Here is a 19472-nt window from a genome sequence, read left to right on the forward strand (position 1 = left end):
AGTGCCGATTGTTGAGGGAATTCCAGGCAGATTATGTAAACAGGAACGGCAACTAATGTTGCCATCTCAGGCTACGCCAGGCGCAGGAGGATCGCCCCGGCGGCAATCCCGCAGGCGGCCACGATGCGCAGCGGCATCAGTTGCTCTTTCAGGACGATAAAGGCGATCAGCGCGCCGAAGAGAATGGAGGTTTCACGCAGCGCGGCGACCACCGCCAGCGGGGCCTGGGTCATCGCCCATAGCGCCAGGCCGTAGGAGCCCATGGTGCCGATCCCGCCGAGGATGCCTTTTTTCCAGTGCTGACGTAAATAACGACTGGCCTCACGCCGTCGCGCCACCATCGCCCAGCACAGCAGGCAGAAGCCGTTCATAAAAAAGGTCCACAGGGTGTAGCCCAGCGCCGAGCCCGCCAGCCGGACGCCGGTGCCGTCCACCAGCGTATAACCGGCGATAAAGCAGGCGTTGATCAGCGCCAGCACGATGCCTTTGCGCGAGCTGGCGCGGCCGTTAAAGGCCATCGCCAGAATCGCCAGGCAGATGACGCCTATGCCCAGCCAGGCCAGCGGCGACAGACGATCGCCGAGGAACAGCACGCTTATCGCCGCCACCAGCAGCGGCGCAGTGCCGCGCATCAGCGGATAGGTCTGGCTCATATCCGATACCTGGTAGGTCTTCGCCACCAGCACCGTATACACCACCTGTAACGCGCACGACGCCAGCAGATAGGGGGCGCTGACCAGCGCGGGCTGCGGGGCAAAGGGGAGCATCACCAGGGCGATCAGCGCGGCCGAGCCGCTGACGCCGATCGCCGCGTACATTTTATCGCCGCTGGCTTTGACGATAGCGTTCCAGCTGGCGTGCAGCAGGGCGGCGAACAGCAAAATGCAGAATACGGTGAGGGTCATCGCAGACAGGTTCAACAGTGAAGGTCACCGGAATGTAACACGCGCCCGCGCTGCCTGCCAGCGGGGGTTAAAGCGAACAAAACAGGCGATGCGTCACCCGCGGTTCATCGTACACCGGGCGAAAACCAAGCCTTTCATAAAAGGGCCAGGCCTGCGCCGGGGCATGGGTGTTGAGAAAGTCGAACCAGGCGCTGGAGTGGGTGATAACCGAGACCAGCAGCTGCTGGCCGATGCCCCGGCGACGATAGCGTTCGCTGATGTAGAGGTGGCGAATGCGCCCGGCCCGCGGCTGCGGACTGAAGGGATCGCTATTGATGCCGCATACCCCTACCAGCTGGTGGTTGACGAAGGCGCCCAGCAGCGTTTCGCCCGGCGCGTTAAAGCGGTTTTTGCCGCTCTGCCAGTTTTCCGCCAGGCGGCGCAGCATATTGAAATGCTGTTCAAGGCTTTCAATTCGTAGCGCCGCGAACCCCGGGGCATCCGGCGTCGTGGCGGCAATTAACAGGGGTGGCATAGCTTCCTCCATCAAGTCATCCCGGGACGCCCGGCGGGCGCCTGCAGGGGGGCGGTTTCCCGCCCCCCTCAGGTGCGACTTGAACCTGAATCAGCGGAACTGTTTCAGGACTGCATCAAGTAGTTGCAACACAGCAACCATGAGTTTCAGGATCAAAATAATAATATCCATTCCGCCCATACGCGCGTCTCCTGTGGTTAAGGAGCACAATAAGCTGACGTACCTTTCCGCTGCCCGTTGCCAGCTTATCCCTGCCTGTCGCCGGCGGCGTCTGCCCTGGCCGATAGTTCGTCCTTTCCATGAACGGCTTCCCGGCCCGCCGCCTGCAACGACAGGGGTGCGCAGCGCTGAACCACGCGTTGCCGCGCGGGCCAGTGACTGCACGTTGTTGACGTAACACAGTGTGCTCTCTCGGGGTTAAGGCACTGACGGCACCACCCGTTTCAGCCAGGACTTCGTTGCGCCGGTCAAACTTGCGGCCCCCGAATGGCACAAAGTGAACACACCCAGTATAAATAAATACTGTATGGATGAACAGTATTTTTTGGACAAATCCGCCCCTCTCATCCATACTCTATGACAGAGAAAAACCGACCTTAAATTGCGCGAACTGCAGCGATCGCGTATACTTTTGGCGTTGACGTAATACAGTGTGCTTGCGGCTACCACCTGTAACCATGCTGATAAAAACCTCGCTCCGGCGGGGTTTTTTGTTTTCTGCCCTTTTGCGCCGAACTGTGATCTTTCGCGCAAATTTTCGTGGATGAAAATAAATCCATTGTGAAAACGTAAAACCTGTGTTTGTATAAATTCAGCTTATTTTTCGACACAACAGGTCCCTAATGAACGCAACCCTGATCGCTTCGACCCTACTAAAAACCGCGCCAGCCGCGGTGGTCGTCGTGTCTGTGGTGGTCGTCGTCGGCAATGCGCCGTAGGGTCCGGAACAACACGAATTCCAAACCCCGCCGGCGCAAACCGAGCGGGGTTTTTTGTTGGCGAGCCCCCCGGTAAAGTCGGCCCAGAAGAAAAGGACTGGAGCATGGCAAGTTCGGGCACCACATCAAACACAATGCGCTTTACCGGCGCGCAGCTGGTTGTTCATTTACTGGAGCGCCAGGGTATCACTATGGTCAGCGGCATTCCGGGCGGCTCCATCCTGCCTATCTACGATGCCTTAAGCCAGAGCACGCAGATCCGCCACATCCTGGCGCGCCATGAGCAGGGCGCGGGCTTTATCGCCCAGGGGATGGCGCGTACCGAAGGCAAGCCGGCGGTCTGTATGGCCTGCAGCGGCCCGGGGGCGACGAACCTGGTGACGGCGATCGCCGATGCCCGCCTGGATTCGATTCCGCTGGTCTGCATCACCGGCCAGGTACCGGCCTCGATGATCGGTACCGACGCCTTCCAGGAAGTGGACACCTACGGCATCTCTATCCCCATCACCAAACATAACTATCTGGTGCGCGACATTGCCGAGCTGCCGCAGGTGATCAGCGACGCCTTCCGTATTGCCCAGTCCGGGCGTCCCGGGCCGGTGTGGATAGACATTCCTAAAGACGTACAGTCGGCGACCATTGAGCTGGAAGCGCTGCCTGAGCCTGGCGAGCGCGCCCCGGCACCGGCATTCGCGCCTGAAAGCGTGCGTGAAGCGGCGGCAATGATCAACGCGGCGAAACGCCCGGTACTGTATCTGGGCGGCGGGGTGATTAACGCGCCGCAGGCGATCCGTGAGCTGGCGGAAAAAGCCAACCTGCCGACCACCATGACCTTAATGGCGCTGGGCATGCTGCCGAAGGCGCACCCGCTGTCGCTGGGGATGCTGGGGATGCACGGCGCGCGCAGCACCAACTTTATTCTGCAGGAGGCGGATTTACTGATTGTTTTAGGCGCCCGTTTTGATGACCGGGCGATTGGCAAGACCGAGCAGTTCTGCCCGAACGCGAAGATTATCCACGTCGATATCGACCGCGCCGAACTGGGCAAAATCAAGCAACCGCACGTGGCGATTCAGGGCGATGTGGCGGAAGTCTTAGCCCAGCTGAACCCGCATATTGAGGCGCAGCCGCGCGAGGAATGGCGCCAGCTGGTGGCCGACTTGCAGCGCGAATTCCCCTGCGCCATCCCGCAGGAAAGCGACCCGCTCTCCCATTACGGCCTGATTAACGCCGTGGCCGCCTGCGTGGATGATGAAGCGATCATCACTACCGACGTTGGCCAGCACCAGATGTGGACGGCGCAGGCCTACCCGCTCAATCGTCCGCGCCAGTGGCTGACCTCCGGCGGCCTCGGCACCATGGGCTTCGGCCTGCCGGCAGCCATCGGCGCGGCGCTGGCGAATCCGCAGCGCAAGGTTATCTGCTTCTCCGGCGACGGCAGCCTGATGATGAATATTCAGGAGATGGCCACCGCCGCCGAAAATCAGCTGGATGTAAAAATTATCCTGCTGAACAACGAAGCGCTGGGGCTGGTGCATCAGCAGCAGAGCCTGTTCTATCAGCAGGGCGTTTTTGCCGCCACCTATCCGGGGATGATTAACTTTATGCAGATTGCCGCCGGTTTTGGCCTGCAAACCTGTGATTTAAATAATGAAGTCGATCCGCAGGCGGCGCTGCAGGCGATCATCGACCGTCCGGGGCCGGCGCTGATCCACGTGCGCATCGACGCACAGCAGAAAGTGTATCCGATGGTACCGCCGGGTGCGGCCAATACTGAAATGGTGGGGGAATAAGCCATGCAAAAACAATGTGATAACGTCATTCTGGAACTCACCGTCCGCAACCATCCCGGCGTCATGACCCACGTGTGCGGGCTTTTTGCCCGTCGCGCGTTTAACGTCGAAGGCATTCTCTGTCTGCCAATTCAGGGCAGCGAACACAGCCGCATCTGGCTGCTGGTAAATGATGACCAGCGACTGGGGCAGATGATTAGCCAGATTGAAAAGCTGGAAGATGTCACCAAAGTGGCGCGTAACCAGTCCGATCCCACCATGTTTAACAAAATTGCGGTGTTCTTCGAATAGCGCTCAAGGCTTGAACAGCCACGCGCTTATCGCTAAGGTAAGCGCCTTTACCGGATGACGCTGCGCTTATCCGGCCTACAAGCAGTGAATCCGTAGGCCGGATAAGGCGTTTACGCCGCCATCCGGCGTTTTCAGGCACCAGGACACACCATGACCACCATCGCCCTTATTGACGATCATTTGATTGTCCGCTCCGGCTTTGCTCAGCTGCTGGGGCTGGAAGCTGATTTTCAGGTTGTCGCCGAATTTGGTAGCGGCCGCGAGGCGCTGACGGGGCTACCGGGGCGCGGCGTGCAGGTCTGTATCTGCGATATCTCAATGCCGGATATTTCCGGGCTGGAGCTGCTCAGCCAGCTGCCGAAGGGGATGGCGACCATCATGCTGTCGGTACACGATAGCCCGGCGCTGATCGAGCAAGCGTTGAATGCCGGCGCGCGCGGCTTCCTGTCGAAACGCTGCAGCCCCGATGAACTTATCGCCGCGGTACGCACGGTGGCGGCGGGCGGTTGCTATCTCACGCCGGATATCGCCATGAAGTTGGCCGCCGGGCGCCAGGATCCGCTCACCAAACGCGAGCGTCAGGTGGCGGAAAAGCTGGCGCAGGGCATGGCGGTGAAAGAGATTGCCGCCGAGCTCGGTCTGTCGCCGAAAACCGTCCACGTACACCGCGCCAACCTGCTGGAAAAGCTGGGCGTCAGCAACGACGTTGAGCTGGCGCGCCGCATGTTCGATAGCTGGCAATGAAGGCCGTCGTCTCACGATTGCTGTCGGTCATCGGCTGCGCCTTTATCTTCGCGGCCGCCTGGTTCTGCCTGTGGAGCATCAGTCTGCATTTGGTGGAACGCGCGGATTTAGCGGTGCTGCTGTTTCCCTTTGGCCTGCGGCTGGGGTTAATGCTGCAATGCCCCCGCGGCTACTGGCCAGTGCTGCTGGGAACCGAGTGGCTGCTTATCTTATGGCTGGCGCAGGAGGTGGCGCTGGCGCACCCGATAATTTTGATGACCGGAAGCCTGCTGACTCTGCTGCCGGTGGCGTTGATCTCGCGCTACCGGCAGCAGCGCGACTGGCTGACGCTGCTGCGTCAGGGCGGGGCGTTAATGGCCGCCGCGCTGCTGCAATCGCTGCCGTGGCTGGCGGAGGGGGACGAGGGGCTTAACGCCCTGCTGTTGACGCTGACCGGCGGCCTGACGCTGGCGCCGACCTGCCTGGTTTTCTGGCACTATCTTACCAGCACCGTCTGGCGGCCGCTGGGGCCGGCGCTGGTGGCGCAGCCGGTTAACTGGCGCGGGCGGCATCTGATCTGGTATCTGCTGTTATTCACCATTAGCCTGTGGCTGCAGCTTGGCCTGCCCGCCGAGCTCTCCCGCTTTACCCCGTTTTGTCTGGCGCTGCCGATTATCGCCCTCGCCTGGCACTACGGCTGGCAGGGAGCGCTGATCGCCACCCTGATGAACGCTATCGCCTTGATTGCCAGCCAGACCTGGCACGATCACCCGGTCGATTTATTGCTTTCCCTGCTGGCACAGAGCCTCACCGGGCTGCTGTTGGGGGCGGGGATCCAGCGGCTACGCGAGCTGAACCAGTCATTACAAAGCGAGCTGGCGCGTAATCGTCGGCTGGCGGAACGCCTGCTGGAGACCGAAGAGAGCGTGCGGCGAGACGTCGCCCGCGAGCTCCATGATGATATCGGCCAGACCATCACCGCGATCCGCACCCAGGCCGGGATCGTACAGCGGCTGGCGCCGGACAACGCCAGCGTGCGCCAGAGCGGTCAGCTGATAGAACAGCTGTCGCTGGGAGTTTACGACTCGGTGCGTAGACTGCTGGGCCGTCTGCGTCCGCGTCAGCTCGACGACCTGCCGCTGGAGCAGGCGGTACGTTCGTTGATGCGCGAGATGGAGCTGGAGGACCGCGGCATTGTCAGCCATCTCGACTGGCGGATTAACGAGGCGGGACTGAGCGAGAACCAGCGCGTGACCCTGTTTCGCGTTTGCCAGGAGGGGCTGAATAATATCGTCAAGCACGCCAGCGCCAGCGCTGTCACTCTGCAGGGCTGGCAGCAGGATGAGCGACTAATGCTGGTGCTGGAAGATGACGGTTGCGGCCTGCCGCCGGGGTCGAATCTGCAGGGGTTCGGCCTGACCGGCATGCGCGAGCGCGTGACCGCCCTGGGCGGCACACTGACGATCTCCTGCACCCATGGTACACGGGTGTGCGTCAATCTACCGCTGCGTTACGCCTGAGAGGATCGCCGATGTTCGCCTTTTTAAAAGCCCCGCCGGACGCTGCGCCGATTAGCGATAAACGCGAACTTGATGCGCGTTATCGCTACTGGCGTCGCCATATCCTGTTGACCATCTGGCTGGGCTACGCGCTGTTCTATTTCACCCGCAAAAGCTTTAACGCCGCGGTCCCGGAAATTCTCGCCAGCAACGTCCTGACCCGCAGCGATATTGGCCTGCTGGCCACGCTGTTCTATATCACCTACGGGCTGTCGAAATTTTTCTCCGGTATCGTCAGCGACCGCTCCGACGCCCGCTATTTTATGGGGCTGGGGCTTATCGCCACCGGGGTGGTGAATATTCTGTTCGGTTTTTCTTCCTCACTATGGGCTTTCGCGCTGCTGTGGGCGCTGAATGCCTTCTTCCAGGGCTGGGGCTCGCCGGTCTGCGCCCGACTGCTGACGGCCTGGTATTCGCGGACCGAGCGCGGCGGCTGGTGGGCGCTATGGAATACGGCGCATAACGTCGGCGGCGCGCTGATCCCGATGGTGGTGGGAGCGGCGGCGTTGCACTACGGCTGGCGTGCCGGGATGACCATTGCCGGCTGTCTGGCGATCCTCGCCGGACTGTATCTGTGCTGGCGGCTGCGCGATCGCCCGCAGGCGGTGGGGTTACCCGCCGTGGGCGACTGGCGTCACGATGCGCTGGAAATCGCCCAGCAGCAGGAAGGCGCTGGGATGTCTCGTAAAGCGATCCTGACCCGCTACGTGCTGGCCAATCCCTACATCTGGCTGCTGTCGTTGTGCTATGTGCTGGTGTACGTGGTGCGGGCGGCGATTAACGACTGGGGCAATCTGTATATGTCGGAGACGCTAGGCGTCGATCTGGTGACCGCTAACTCGGCGGTGACCATGTTTGAGCTGGGCGGTTTTATCGGTGCGCTGGTGGCGGGGTGGGGCTCGGATAAGCTGTTTAACGGCAACCGTGGGCCGATGAACCTGATTTTCGCCGCCGGAATTTTGCTGTCGGTTGGCGGCCTGTGGCTGATGCCGTTCGCCAGCTATGTCATGCAGGCGGCCTGCTTCTTCACTACCGGTTTCTTCGTTTTCGGCCCGCAGATGCTGATCGGCATGGCGGCGGCGGAATGTTCGCATAAAGAAGCCGCCGGGGCGGCAACCGGGTTTGTCGGCCTGTTCGCTTATCTTGGCGCCTCGCTTTCCGGTTGGCCGCTGGCGCAGGTGATGGATATCTGGCACTGGACCGGATTCTTCGTGGTGATTGCGATTGCCGCCGGCATTTCCGCGCTGCTGCTGCTGCCGTTTTTAAACGCGCAGGCGCCGCGTACCGCCAGCGAAGCGTGATGTAGCTCACCCTTTCGCCGCGAACGGGGCAAAACTAAGAAATTTTCCCGGTTTTACCTGGACGCCGTCTCAGGCCAGACGGCGCGCTGGTTTTTACAATGCCTGGTTATTACGCAGGCATAAAAAATCAGCTCAGGAGATACCCATGCTGGCCTTTCTGAATCAGGTGCGCAAGCCGACCTTGGATCTGCCGCTCGATGTGCGGCGCAAAATGTGGTTCAAACCTTTCATGCAGTCCTATCTGGTGGTTTTCATCGGCTACCTGACCATGTACTTGATCCGCAAGAACTTTAACATCGCGCAGAACGACATGATCTCCACCTACGGGCTGAGCATGACCCAGCTGGGGATGATTGGCCTGGGCTTCTCCATCACCTACGGCGTGGGCAAGACGCTGGTCTCTTATTATGCCGACGGCAAAAACACCAAGCAGTTCCTGCCGTTTATGCTGATCCTCTCCGCCATCTGTATGCTGGGCTTTAGCGCCAGCATGGGGGCGGGTTCTACCAGCCTGTTCCTGATGATCGCCTTCTATGCGCTGAGCGGTTTCTTCCAGAGCACCGGCGGCTCGTGCAGCTATTCCACCATCACCAAGTGGACGCCCAGACGCAAACGCGGCACTTTCCTCGGCTTCTGGAATATCTCCCACAACCTCGGCGGCGCGGGCGCGGCGGGCGTGGCGCTGTTTGGCGCCAACTATCTGTTCGACGGCCATGTGATCGGCATGTTTATCTTCCCGTCGATTATTGCGCTGATCGTTGGCTTTATCGGCCTGCGCTACGGTAGCGACTCTCCGGAATCCTACGGCCTCGGCACGGCGGAAGAGCTGTTTGGCGAAGCGATCAGCGAAGAGGACAAAGAGACCGAAGAAAATGCGATGACCAAGTGGCAGATCTTTGTTGAGTACGTGCTGAAAAACAAAGTGATCTGGCTGCTGTGCTTCTCCAACATCTTCCTCTACGTGGTGCGTATCGGTATCGATCAGTGGTCCACCGTGTACGCCTTCCAGGAGCTGAAGCTGTCGAAAGAGGTGGCGATTCAGGGCTTTACCCTGTTTGAGGTCGGCGCGCTGGTCGGCACGCTGCTGTGGGGCTGGCTGTCGGATCTGGCCAACGGCCGCCGCGCGCTGGTGGCCTGCATCGCGCTGGCGCTGATTATCGCCACCCTCGGGGTTTACCAACACGCCAGCAACCAGTACGTCTATCTGGCCTCGTTATTTGCGCTGGGCTTCCTGGTGTTTGGTCCGCAGCTGTTGATCGGCGTCGCCGCCGTCGGTTTCGTACCGAAAAAAGCGATCGGCGCCGCCGATGGGATCAAGGGCACCTTCGCCTATCTGATCGGCGATAGCTTCGCCAAACTGGGTCTCGGGATGATCGCCGACGGCACCCCGGTCTTCGGCCTGACCGGCTGGGCCGGCACCTTTGCGGCGCTGGACGCCGCCGCCGTCGGCTGTATCTGCCTGATGGCCATCGTGGCTATCTTTGAAGAGCGTAAAATTCGCCGCGAGAAAAAGAACCGTATTTTGCAGACCGCCTGATTCACCAGGTATTTGGTAACCTTGCCCGGCCTTCGCGCCGGGCTTTTTTATTTCTTGCGCATTATGCCAGGTCCGACAGTCGACAGCAGGCAAATTCCCATTATGATAGTCAGGCTGCGATTGGATGAGAGGATGCATGATCTGGATAGGACTGGCCACCCTGGTAGTGGTGTTTGTTGTGGGATTTCGGGTGCTTACCTCTGATTCACGCCGCGCGATCCGCCGCCTGAGCGAACGCCTCGGCATCACGCCTGTCCCGCTGGAATCGATGATCGATCAGCTGGGAAAAACCGCCGGTAATGAGTATTTGCGTTACCTGGAGCGGCCGAATGAAGCGCATCTGCAGAACGCCGCCCAGGTGCTGCTCATCTGGCAGGTCGCGATTGTCGACGCCAGCGAAAAAAACCTGCATTACTGGTATCGCCTGATGCAAAAAGCGCGTTTAGCGGCGCCGATTACCGAGGCGCAGATCCGCCTGGCGCAAGGGTTTCTGCGCGAGCTGGACCCGGATGTGAGCGATTTACATAACCTACAGCAGCGCTACAACGACCTGTTTCTCCCGGAAGACGGCGTGCACTGGCTGCACTGATCTCATTGTTATCCGGCCTGTGGTTCATCGCTTTTGTGTGCCGGATGGCGGCTGCGCCTTATCCGGCCTACGGTTTCCGCACTCGTCACTTGCAGGCCGGATAAGCGTAAGCGCCATCCGGCAGGATAACTACAGTAGGATTTTCAGGCCGTGTTTTTGTACGACGCTAAGCAATTTTAATGACATTCCGCTCGGTCGTTTAGCGCCAGTCTCCCATTTTTGCACGGTAGACACGCTGGTATTCAGATAACGAGCGAACACGGGTTGGCTAACATTGAGTTGTTCACGTAGCGCTTTAATTTCAATGGGTTGAAGTGTGGCTACGCTACCGAGACATGATTCATCAAAATGGCGCATTGTTTCCTGTGGGATTGCGCCAACGCTGAATAGCCCCGACGCAGCGCTATGGATCGCTTCGAAAGCCGGGCTTTTGTATTTATTTTTTGCTGTCATCGCAAATCTCCACCAGTTCTTTACTTTTAACTAAGACCGTCGTTTTCTCTTCAGAGAGATTGGCATAGTGTTTTGCTAACTCACGAAACCCCATTAATTCGCGATGGTTGATATTGGCCATATCCTGTTTGGCATATAGAAAGGTATAAAACCAATACTCTGCGCTTTTGGTAAGGATGATTGCGCGATCGCGATTCTTGTTGAGTCGCTTTTTATAAACCCCTCCTCCTAAATCAACCACTTTGCCCTGAAGCGCAGATTGAATTGCCTGATAGAGCTCGTCGTCGGAAATGCCATGAGAGCTAGCCTCTCTGGCGAACCATTTGGTTTTAAAGATACGCATTGCTGACATCCTGTCGTTAAAAGTATAGCACATAGTGCTATATTAAATTCTCCTGAGATTTGTTAAAGCGATAGCAAGCATCGTTTTTTAAACATGCGAGCAGCTACGCACCCTCTTATGAAAAGCGAGAAGAGTTGCGAAAACGTTAAGTACGTCACATACAAAATGTTACACTGCGCAGCTTTCCGCCACTTTCTTCGCAGGTCACTCATGAGTCATTCAAATGAAACCAAACCCCATGCACGCGATCTCGCGCGGCCAAACTGGTCGGCGGTTTTCGCGGTTGCTTTCTGCGTCGCCTGCCTGATTACCGTTGAGTTTTTGCCGGTCAGCCTGCTGACGCCGATGGCGCTGGATTTAGGCATCTCCGAAGGGATGGCCGGGCAGTCGGTGACGACGACGGCATTCGTCGCGATGTTTTCCAGCCTGTTTATCACCACGGTGATAGGTAAAACCGATCGCCGCTACGTGGTTATCCTGTTTTCACTGCTGCTGACCCTTTCTTGCCTGCTGGTATCTTTCGCTGATAGCTTCACCCTGCTACTGCTGGGGCGCGCCTGTCTGGGCCTGGCGCTCGGCGGTTTCTGGGCGATGTCCGCATCGCTGACCATGCGTCTGGTGCCGATGCGCGTGGTGCCGAAAGCGCTATCGATTATCTTCGGCGCGGTATCAATCGCGCTGGTGATCGCCGCCCCGTTGGGCAGTTTCCTTGGCGGGCTTATCGGCTGGCGCAACGTCTTTAACGGCGCGGCGGTAATGGGCGTGCTGTGTACGCTCTGGGTGCTGAAAGCGCTGCCGTCGCTGCCCGGTGAATCGGCTTCTCAGCAGCAAAATATGTTTGGTCTGCTGAAGCGTCCGGGGGTGATGGCCGGAATGTGCGCCATTTTCATGGCCTTTGCCGGACAGTTCGCCTTCTTTACCTATATTCGCCCGGTGTACATGACCCTCGCCGGGTTTGATGTCGACGGCCTGACGCTGGTGCTGCTGAGCTTTGGTATCGCCAGCTTTATCGGTACCTCGCTCTCCTCGGTGCTGCTCAAGCGTTCGGTAAAAGCGGCGCTGGCGATCGCGCCGCTGGTGCTGACCGCCTGCGCGGTGGCGCTGGTGCTGTGGGGAGAGAGCAAAATCATCGCCTCGACGGTGGCGATTATCTGGGGCTTCGCGTTTGCGCTGATCCCGGTGGGGTGGTCAACGTGGATCACCCGTTCCCTCTCCGATCAGGCGGAAAAAGCCGGGTCGATTCAGGTGGCGGTGATCCAGCTGGCCAACACCTGCGGCGCCGCGGTCGGCGGCATTGCGCTTGACCACTTAGGGCTGCTGTCGCCGCTGGTGTTGTCAGGGATATTGATGCTGTTTACCGGCCTGCTGGTGGCGGCCAAAGTGAAGGTGAATTCACCCGCTTAAGGCCGCTCGCCTTTTGCCAGCCGGGCATTGATGTCGGCAATCACTTCCGGCAGGTCCGCCAGGGTATCAACCACATAATGCGCCCCGGCGGCATACAGTTTGCCTGCCGCCCGCTCGCGGCGGGTGGCGATTTCCGCTTTCGACATCGCCTGGTACTCCTCCCAGGTTGCGCCGAATTCGTTACCGGACACCGCCAGCCCGACGCTCCACATCCCGGCATGTAACCCTTCGCTGATGCCCGGCGCGGCGTCGTCGACCTTCACGCAGTGGGCCACATCGTCTATGCCCAGGGTAATCACGTTCTGCAGCGCCATCCACGGGCCCGGACGACCGCCGGCGGCAAGGTCATCGGTGGCGACCCAGTGGTCCGGGGCGTAGCCCTGGGCGGCGGCGGCCGGTACCAGCTTTTCCATCACCGGGCGCGGATAACCCGAGCAGGAGCCGATCTTCAGGCCCTCGGCGCGAAACGTGGCGATGGTGTCGACCACGCCGGCTATTGGTGCGGAAAAATCGACAACCTTAGCGATTTGCAGCGGCATAAACGCGGCGTAGATCGCATCGATATCCGCGGCCGTCATCGCGCGGCCGAATTTGGCCTGCCAGCGGCTGTCGACAGAAGGGAGTTTGCCCAGCGCCTCAATGTGCTGCCATTTGCCAAGCCCCATCGGCACGCGGGCCTCTTCAAGGGTTATCTCAATATCGAAGGCCTGGCGGAAGGCCTCGACGAAGATTTGCGTCGGGGCGAAAGAGCCGAAGTCTACGGTGGTGCCTGCCCAGTCAAGGATCAGTGCGCTAATACGGTTCATGGCGGTTCCTTATTGTTTCCAGTACATGGCGTTGTCGATAGCCGCCAGCAGGGCGGTGATATCGGCGTCGTAGACTTCGCCAATGTTGCCGATGCGGAAGCAGTCGCTTTGCGATACTTTGCCCGGATAGATAACGAAGCCCTGATCTTTCAGCTTCTGGTAGAAGGTGTGAAAGCGATACTGCGGCGCATCCGGTGAATAAAAGGCGGTAATGATCGGCGAGTGCAGGCTATCGTCGAGCAGCGGCCGGAAGCCGAGCGCGCGCATCCCGGCGACCAGCCGGCGCTGATTGTTGCGGTAGCGCTGATAGCGGGCGCTGACGCCGCCCTCCTGCGCCAGCTCTTTCAGCGCCTGGGCGAAGGCCAGCACGGTATGCGTCGGCGAGGTGAAGCGCCACTTGCCGTGGTTGTCCTCCATGCAGCGCCACTGGGCGTACAGATCCAGCGACAGCGAGCGCGAACGGCCTTTGCAGGCGGCCAGCTCCGCTTCGCGGGCAATCACGAAGGCAAAGCCCGGCACGCCCTGAATGCATTTGTTGGCGGAGCTTATCAGGTAATCAATATTCAGCGCGGCGATATCCAGTGGAATGCCGCCGAAGCTGCTCATCGCATCGACGATATAGCGTTTATCGTACCGTTTCGCCAGTTCGGCCACCTCTTCGATCGGATTCAGCATACCGGTGGTGGTTTCGCTGTGTACCATCGCGATATGGGTGATCGCCGGGTCGTTCTGCAGGATCTGTTCGATCGCGGCCGCGTCCGGACGGGAGACTTCGCCGCAGTCGTAAGGGTGGCAGGCGATGCCCATCAGCTGCGCCATCTCAATCATACGCGCGCCATAGGCGCCATTGCTGACGATCAACACTTTGCCCTGTTCGCCGATGACGCTGCCGAGCACCGCTTCGACCGCGTAGCTGCCGCTACCCTGCAGTAGCACCGCCGTATAACCGTCGGCCGGGGTAGCCAACTGCACTAGCTGCTGGCGAATGGTCTGTACCACGCCGAGATTGTAATCATCATCCCAGGTGCAGCTATCGAACAACATTGCCTCTTTCACCGTACGGGTGGTGGTTAACGGGCCGGGGGTCAGCAGCAGGTAATTTCGTGAAGTCATTTGTCTCACCATTTGGTCTATACCAGATTTATAGTTATCATGGAGACAAAGCCGGGACAGGGTCAAAGGAAATGTGGCGCTGCAACAAAAAATTCATCTGGCTATGTATAATGAGCGCACGAAAAGTGGCAGTGAGTAAACATGAAATCACCCTCTGGCGAGATGCCGCAATACCTGATGATTAAGGCGCAGCTGCAGGCGCGTATTCAAAACGGCGCCCTCAAAAGCGGCGACAAGCTGCCTTCCGAGCGCGAGCTGTGCGCGCTGTTCAACACGACGCGGATTACGGTGCGTGAGAGCCTGGCGCAGCTGGAGGCCAGCGGCGTGATTTACCGCGCCGACCGCCGCGGCTGGTTTGTGACGCCGGAGCGTCTGTGGCTGGATCCGACGCAAAATACCAACTTCCACAAGCTGTGTCTCGAACAGGGGCGCGAACCGAAAACGGTGCTGCTTGATGGCCGCCTGGCTGCCGTGCCGCTGGATGTGATGGCGCCTCTGGCGCTGCAGCCCTTCGATCAGGTCTACCTGCTGACCCGGCTGCGCTATGCCGACGGGCGGCCGGTATGCTACTGCGAAAACCACTGTCTGCCCGCGCGGGTGCCTGAGCTGCTGCGCCACGATCTCAACGGCAGTCTGACCGAGATTTATCAAACTCACTACGAACTGATCTATACCAGTATGCATCTGTCGTTTTATCCCACCTCAATGCCGCCGCAGGCCGCCGAGGCGCTGGGGGTGATGGAGGGGCGCCCGGCGCTGCTGTTGCGCAGGCTGAATTACGATCAGCACGGGCGTATTCTCGATTACGATATTGAATACTGGCGGCATGATAGCCTGCGGATCGAAGTCGATACCCATTGATTTTATTAGTTAAATTTTTTGATCTCCCCGGTGGCGCTAGCGCGTGCCGGGGCTACGCATCCCGTTCGTTTTAACTCCTTCGACACACTTTTTTCATCGTTTTGTCATATACCCCCGGTAGCGTGAAGCTAAATCTGGTCTACACCAGAATAACTGACTATTCGATGAGGCTTACACGATGAAACTCTCCCGATTTGCTCTGCTGTCCCTGTTCGCGCTGACCAGCTCTCCGGTTTGGGCGGACGGCGTCGTCACGGTTTACTCCGCCGACGGCCTGCATGACGGCGATAACAGCTGGTATCAGAGCCAGTTCGCTGCCTTCACCAAAGCGACGGGCATCAAAGTGCAGTATGTGGAAGGCGGCTCCGGCGCGATCGTCGAGCGTCTGGCGAAGGAGCGCACCAATCCACAGGCTGACGTGTTGGTCACGGTGCCGCCGTTTATCCAGCGCGCCGCGAAAGAGCAATTGCTGGCAACCTTTACCCCGCAAGGTAGCGCGCAGATCCCCGGCGCTAACGACCGCTACGCGCCGCTGGTGAATAACTATCTGACCTTCATCTATAACAGTCAGTTGCTGAAAAGCGCGCCGGCCAGCTGGCAGGATCTGCTGGATAGCCGCTACAAGAACAAGTTGCAGTACTCCACGCCGGGTCAGGCGGGCGACGGTACCGCGGTGATGCTGCAGGCGTTCCATAGCCTCGGCGGTAAAGACGCCGGTTTTGCGTATCTGGGTAAGCTGCAGGCCAATAACGTTGGCCCATCGGCCTCGACCGGTAAGCTGACGGCGCTGGTCAACAAAGGCGAGCTGTACGTCGCCAACGGCGATCTGCAGATGAACCTGTCGCAGATGGCGCGTAACCCGAACGTTAAAATTTTCTGGCCGGCGGATGACAAAGGCGAGCGCAGCGCGCTGGCGCTGCCCTACACCATCGGGCTGGTGCAGAACGGACCGAACAGCGAAAACGGCAAAAAGCTGATCAATTTCCTGCTGGATAAACCGGCGCAATCCAGCGTCAGCGCGCGCTCCTGGGGCCTGCCGGTACGCAGCGATGTAGCGCCGGATGATGCTAACTTTAAGGCGGCGAAAGCGGCGCTCGACGGCGTGAAGAGCTGGGAACCTAACTGGGACGATGTCGCGGTATCGCTGTCGGCTGACATTGCCCGCTGGCATAAAGTGACCGATAGCGAGTAAGCCTGATGTTGATGAAAGCCACCGTCACTTCTTCCCCGTCGCTGGCGGGGACTTCCGGGATCACCCTGGACTCGCTGCGCGTTTCATACCACGGCAACGTGGTCTTAAAACCGCTGTCATTGACCATTGAACCCGGTGAGGTGCTGGCGCTGATAGGCCCTTCCGGTTCCGGGAAAACCACGGTGCTGCGGGCGATTGCCGGTTTTGTGCAACCGGCTGGCGGGCGGATCCTGATCGGCGATACTGACGTCACCCAGCTGCCGCCGTACAAACGCGGGCTGGCGATGGTGGTGCAGAACTACGCGCTGTTTCCGCATATGAAGGTGGAAGATAACGTCGCCTTCGGCCTGCGGGCGCAAAAGCAGTCCAGGGGGCTTATCGCCGAGCGGGTGACTGAAGCCTTAAAAATCGTCGGCATGGCGGATTACGCCACCCGCTACCCGCATCAGCTTTCCGGCGGCCAGCAGCAGCGCGTGGCGATAGCCCGCGCGATTGCCGTGCGTCCTCGGGTGCTGTTGCTTGATGAACCGCTGTCGGCGCTGGATGCGCAAATTCGCCATAACATGGTGGAAGAGATTGCCCGTCTGCATCGCGAACTGCCGGAACTGACCATTCTCTACGTCACCCACGATCAGACCGAAGCGCTGACCCTGGCGGACAAAATCGGCATCATGAAAGATGGCTCGCTGATCGCCCACGGCGAAACGCACGAGCTGTACCACTATCCGCCGAACCGCTTTAGCGCCGAATTCCTCGGCCGTGCCAATATCCTGCAGGCGACGGCGCTGAAAGACAGCCCCGAGCCGGGGCTGGTTAGCGTGAGCTGTGGCGGCGGCCTGATTAACGCCTTCAGCCGGGGCGGCCTGCATGGCAACAACAAACTGTTATGCATTCGCCCGCAGCACATGAGCCTGGCGCCGCGATCGGCAACTAGTAATCGTCTCAACGCCACCCTGACGTCGGTGCACTGGCAGGGCGATCTGACGCATCTGCTGTGCGATGTTGCCGGCGAAGCGGTGCGGATTGTGATGACCCACGTGAACCCGCTGCCGCGCGCGGGGGACAAGCTGGCGCTCTACTTCGAACCTGGCGATGCGGTTCTGATCGAGGTGCAATGATGGCGCAAACCCTCACGCTTGCGCGTCCGGCGCGAAATTTACGGCCTTACCTGTGGCTGGCATTGCCGCTGCTGGTGCTGGCGACGCTATTTTTCTATCCGCTACTGCTGATCGCCGAACAGGCATTACGTGACGCCAGCGGCAACCTGAGCCTCGAGACTTTCTGGCAGGTGATCGACTCAAAACGCTTTATTGGCGCGCTGCTCAATACCTTACAGATTGCGGTGTTCGCTACCCTTGGCTGCCTGGTACTCGGCAGCGTGCTGGCGCTGATTCTGGTGTTTATTCCGTTCCCCGGCAGCCAACTGGTGAGCCGGGTCATTGATACTTTTATTGCGCTGCCGACCTTTCTTATCACTCTCGCGTTCACCTTTATTTACGGCTCGGCGGGGCTGCTCAACGGCACCCTGATGGCGCTGTTTGCTTTTGAACTGCCGCCGGTAGACTTCCTCTATTCGATTAACGGCGTGATTCTGGCGGAGATTACCGTCTTTACGCCGCTGGTGATGCGTCCGCTGATGGCGGGATTGCGGCAGATAGATAAGAGCCAGCTGGAAGCGGCGAGTATTCTCGGCGCTCATCCGTTACGGGTGATTACCCAGGTTATCTTCCCGGCGGCGCTCCCGGCGCTGATGGCGGGCGGCAGCCTGTGCCTGCTATTGACCACTAACGAGTTCGGGATCGTGCTGTTTATTGGCGCCAAAGGGGTCAATACCCTGCCGATGATGGTCTACAGCAAGGCGATTCTGGAGTCGGATTACAGCGTGGCCTGCATGATTGCGCTGATCAATATTCTGCTGTCGCTGGGGCTGTTTATGCTCTATCGGCTGGCGGCGGCGCGCACTGGCGTAAGGAGTTAACGATGTTGATTTGGTCGCGTAAAGGCCGCGCGGCGGCGGGCGCGCTGGCGGTGACGCTTTTTGCCGGCGTTTTCCTGCTGCCGCTGGCGGTGATTTTACTCTCCAGCCTGAGTAAACAATGGAACGGCCTGCTGCCCACCGGCTTTACCTTTGCCCACTTTGTTAACGCCTTTCGCGGCGCGGCGTGGGATTCGCTGTTTTCGAGCCTGATGGTGGGCTTCTGCGCCAGCCTGCTGGCGCTGCTGTGCGGGATGTGGGCGGCGCTGGCGCTGCGCCAGCATGGCGCGACGCTACAGAAATATCTTGGCCTGGCGTTTTATCTGCCCAGCGCCATCCCCTCGGTTTCCGTCGGGCTGGGCATTCTGGTGGCGTTCAGCTAGGGGCCGCTGCAGATGAACGGCACCTTCTTTATCGTTCTGGCGGCGCACTTCGTGCTGATCTCCGCCTTTACCTTCAGCAACGTAACGACCGGGCTGGCGCGTATTTCCGCTGATATTGAAAACGTCGCCTCCAGCCTGGGCGCTTCGCCGTGGTATCGCCTGCGCCATGTGACGCTGCCGCTGATGACGCCGTGGATGATCTCGGCGCTGGCGCTGAGCCTGTCGTTGTCGATGGGAGAGCTAGGGGCGACGGTGATGATGTATCCGCCGGGCTGGACGACGCTGCCGGTGACCATTTTCAGCCTCACCGATCGCGGCAATATCGCCGATGGCTCGGCGCTGACCATTGTGCTGGTGGGCGTCACGCTGCTGTTGATGATGAAGCTTGAGCGTATCGCCCGCCGATTAAGCCAGAGATAAAGAATTGATGACGCCACCAGGGCACGGGGCTGACTGCCCGGCGGAGCTGTTGCTTGCCGGTCCTGGGGGGAAGGCGATTTTCTGTAGGCCGGATAAGGCATGTATGCCGCCATCCGGCACAGCCGCGGGTACAGCGCCTGACCGCCCGGCGGCGCTGCGCTTGCCGGGCCTACGGGGTGGGGTCCCGCAGGCTTCCTCAGGAACGTAGGCCGGATAAGGCATGTATGCCGCCATCCGGCACAACCGCGGGTACGGTGCCTGACCGCCCGGCGGCGCTGCGCTTGCGCGGGCCTGGGGGTGGAATCCCGCAGGCCTCCTCAGTTGTAGCCCGGCTAAGCGTAGCGCCAGCCGGGAACGCTCCTTCGACAACGC

The 19472-nt window shown here is 59.7% G+C and carries 21 protein-coding genes and 1 pseudogene; 14 read left to right on the plus strand and 8 right to left on the minus strand.

Annotated features, from left to right (window positions below; translation table 11 throughout):
• Window positions 1-71: 71 nt before the first annotated feature.
• The 4 genes from KB892_RS25760 to KB892_RS25775 form a co-directional block, all read right to left on the minus strand.
• Entirely contained in the window at window positions 72-905 is an 834-nt protein-coding gene (locus tag KB892_RS25760; RefSeq protein WP_002923296.1) for a DMT family transporter, read from the minus strand.
• A gap of 67 nt (window positions 906-972) precedes the next feature.
• Window positions 973-1419, minus strand: coding sequence for a GNAT family N-acetyltransferase (locus tag KB892_RS25765; RefSeq protein ID WP_002923294.1), 447 nt, complete (start codon window positions 1417-1419; stop codon window positions 973-975).
• Window positions 1420-1509: 90 nt separating this feature from the next.
• Window positions 1510-1629, minus strand: coding sequence for a type I toxin-antitoxin system toxin TisB (gene tisB / locus KB892_RS25770; protein WP_004145059.1), 120 nt, complete (start codon window positions 1627-1629; stop codon window positions 1510-1512).
• Window positions 1630-2081: 452 nt separating this feature from the next.
• The gene (locus KB892_RS25775) at window positions 2082-2249 is read right to left on the minus strand and encodes a hypothetical protein (protein ID WP_014343455.1); all 168 of its coding nucleotides are present in this window, start codon (window positions 2247-2249) and stop codon (window positions 2082-2084) included.
• A 12-nt stretch (window positions 2250-2261) separates the two neighbouring features.
• Between KB892_RS25775 and ivbL the strand changes: the two genes are divergently transcribed.
• The 8 genes from ivbL (at window position 2262) to KB892_RS25815 (ending at window position 10150) form a co-directional block, all read left to right on the plus strand.
• A complete protein-coding gene (gene ivbL, locus KB892_RS25780) occupies window positions 2262-2357 on the plus strand; it encodes an ilvB operon leader peptide IvbL (protein ID WP_002923286.1) in 96 nt (31 codons plus the stop codon).
• 104 nt (window positions 2358-2461) lie between these two features.
• The gene (ilvB, locus tag KB892_RS25785; protein WP_004198592.1) at window positions 2462-4150 is read left to right on the plus strand and encodes an acetolactate synthase large subunit; all 1689 of its coding nucleotides are present in this window, start codon (window positions 2462-2464) and stop codon (window positions 4148-4150) included.
• 3 nt (window positions 4151-4153) lie between these two features.
• Entirely contained in the window at window positions 4154-4441 is a 288-nt protein-coding gene (gene ilvN, locus KB892_RS25790; protein WP_002923283.1) for an acetolactate synthase small subunit, read from the plus strand.
• Between the two features lie 150 nt (window positions 4442-4591).
• Complete coding sequence (gene uhpA / locus KB892_RS25795) at window positions 4592-5185, plus strand: transcriptional regulator UhpA (protein WP_002923282.1); 594 nt, start codon at window positions 4592-4594, stop codon at window positions 5183-5185.
• A gap of 17 nt (window positions 5186-5202) precedes the next feature.
• Window positions 5203-6684 (plus strand): signal transduction histidine-protein kinase/phosphatase UhpB, encoded by a 1482-nt coding sequence (gene uhpB / locus KB892_RS25800; protein ID WP_004151519.1) that lies wholly within the window; start codon window positions 5203-5205, stop codon window positions 6682-6684.
• Between the two features lie 11 nt (window positions 6685-6695).
• Window positions 6696-8024, plus strand: coding sequence for an MFS transporter (locus tag KB892_RS25805; RefSeq protein ID WP_004145056.1), 1329 nt, complete (start codon window positions 6696-6698; stop codon window positions 8022-8024).
• Window positions 8025-8169: 145 nt separating this feature from the next.
• Window positions 8170-9561, plus strand: coding sequence for a hexose-6-phosphate:phosphate antiporter (uhpT, locus tag KB892_RS25810; protein ID WP_002923280.1), 1392 nt, complete (start codon window positions 8170-8172; stop codon window positions 9559-9561).
• 136 nt (window positions 9562-9697) lie between these two features.
• Window positions 9698-10150, plus strand: a complete 453-nt coding sequence (locus KB892_RS25815) for a DUF1198 family protein (RefSeq protein ID WP_002923278.1) — start codon at window positions 9698-9700, stop codon at window positions 10148-10150.
• Between the two features lie 129 nt (window positions 10151-10279).
• On the opposite strand, the gene KB892_RS25820 is transcribed toward KB892_RS25815, so the two are convergent.
• Together KB892_RS25820 and KB892_RS25825 are read right to left on the minus strand one after the other, a co-directional pair.
• On the minus strand, window positions 10280-10603 hold the full coding sequence (locus tag KB892_RS25820; protein ID WP_002923240.1) for a helix-turn-helix domain-containing protein: 324 nt from the start codon (window positions 10601-10603) through the stop codon (window positions 10280-10282).
• Window positions 10587-10946: a type II toxin-antitoxin system RelE/ParE family toxin gene (locus KB892_RS25825; protein WP_004151518.1), complete on the minus strand. Its 360-nt coding sequence runs from the start codon at window positions 10944-10946 to the stop codon at window positions 10587-10589. The genes KB892_RS25820 and KB892_RS25825 overlap by 17 nt, the downstream gene beginning before the upstream one ends.
• A 210-nt stretch (window positions 10947-11156) precedes the next feature.
• Between KB892_RS25825 and nepI the strand changes: the two genes are divergently transcribed.
• Window positions 11157-12350, plus strand: a complete 1194-nt coding sequence (nepI, locus tag KB892_RS25830; protein ID WP_002923205.1) for a purine ribonucleoside efflux pump NepI — start codon at window positions 11157-11159, stop codon at window positions 12348-12350.
• On the opposite strand, the gene phnX is transcribed toward nepI, so the two are convergent.
• Together phnX and phnW are read right to left on the minus strand one after the other, a co-directional pair.
• Window positions 12347-13156, minus strand: coding sequence for a phosphonoacetaldehyde hydrolase (phnX, locus tag KB892_RS25835; RefSeq protein WP_002923203.1), 810 nt, complete (start codon window positions 13154-13156; stop codon window positions 12347-12349). The two genes, nepI and phnX, sit on opposite strands and share 4 nt — an antisense overlap.
• A gap of 9 nt (window positions 13157-13165) precedes the next feature.
• Complete coding sequence (phnW, locus tag KB892_RS25840; protein WP_002923201.1) at window positions 13166-14269, minus strand: 2-aminoethylphosphonate--pyruvate transaminase; 1104 nt, start codon at window positions 14267-14269, stop codon at window positions 13166-13168.
• A gap of 141 nt (window positions 14270-14410) precedes the next feature.
• Here phnW and phnR point away from each other — a divergent pair, with 141 nt between their 5' ends.
• The 5 genes and pseudogenes from phnR (at window position 14411) to phnV (ending at window position 19100) form a co-directional block, all read left to right on the plus strand.
• Window positions 14411-15130 carry a phosphonate utilization transcriptional regulator PhnR gene (gene phnR, locus KB892_RS25845; RefSeq protein WP_002923196.1) on the plus strand — a complete coding sequence of 240 codons (720 nt, stop codon included), beginning with the start codon at window positions 14411-14413 and terminating at the stop codon, window positions 15128-15130.
• Between the two features lie 178 nt (window positions 15131-15308).
• Window positions 15309-16322 (plus strand): 2-aminoethylphosphonate ABC transporter substrate-binding protein, encoded by a 1014-nt coding sequence (gene phnS, locus KB892_RS25850; RefSeq protein ID WP_002923195.1) that lies wholly within the window; start codon window positions 15309-15311, stop codon window positions 16320-16322.
• A 5-nt stretch (window positions 16323-16327) separates the two neighbouring features.
• On the plus strand, window positions 16328-17440 hold the full coding sequence (phnT, locus tag KB892_RS25855) for a 2-aminoethylphosphonate ABC transport system ATP-binding subunit PhnT (protein ID WP_002923193.1): 1113 nt from the start codon (window positions 16328-16330) through the stop codon (window positions 17438-17440).
• Entirely contained in the window at window positions 17440-18300 is an 861-nt protein-coding gene (gene phnU, locus KB892_RS25860; protein ID WP_002923191.1) for a 2-aminoethylphosphonate ABC transporter permease subunit, read from the plus strand. The genes phnT and phnU overlap by 1 nt, the downstream gene beginning before the upstream one ends.
• A gap of 2 nt (window positions 18301-18302) precedes the next feature.
• A pseudogene (gene phnV / locus KB892_RS25865) lies at window positions 18303-19100 on the plus strand (2-aminoethylphosphonate ABC transport system, membrane component PhnV).
• Window positions 19101-19472: the final 372 nt, after the last annotated feature.

This window comes from Klebsiella sp. P1927 (assembly GCF_018204675.1).
In the GTDB taxonomy this organism is placed as follows: domain Bacteria; phylum Pseudomonadota; class Gammaproteobacteria; order Enterobacterales; family Enterobacteriaceae; genus Klebsiella; species Klebsiella pneumoniae.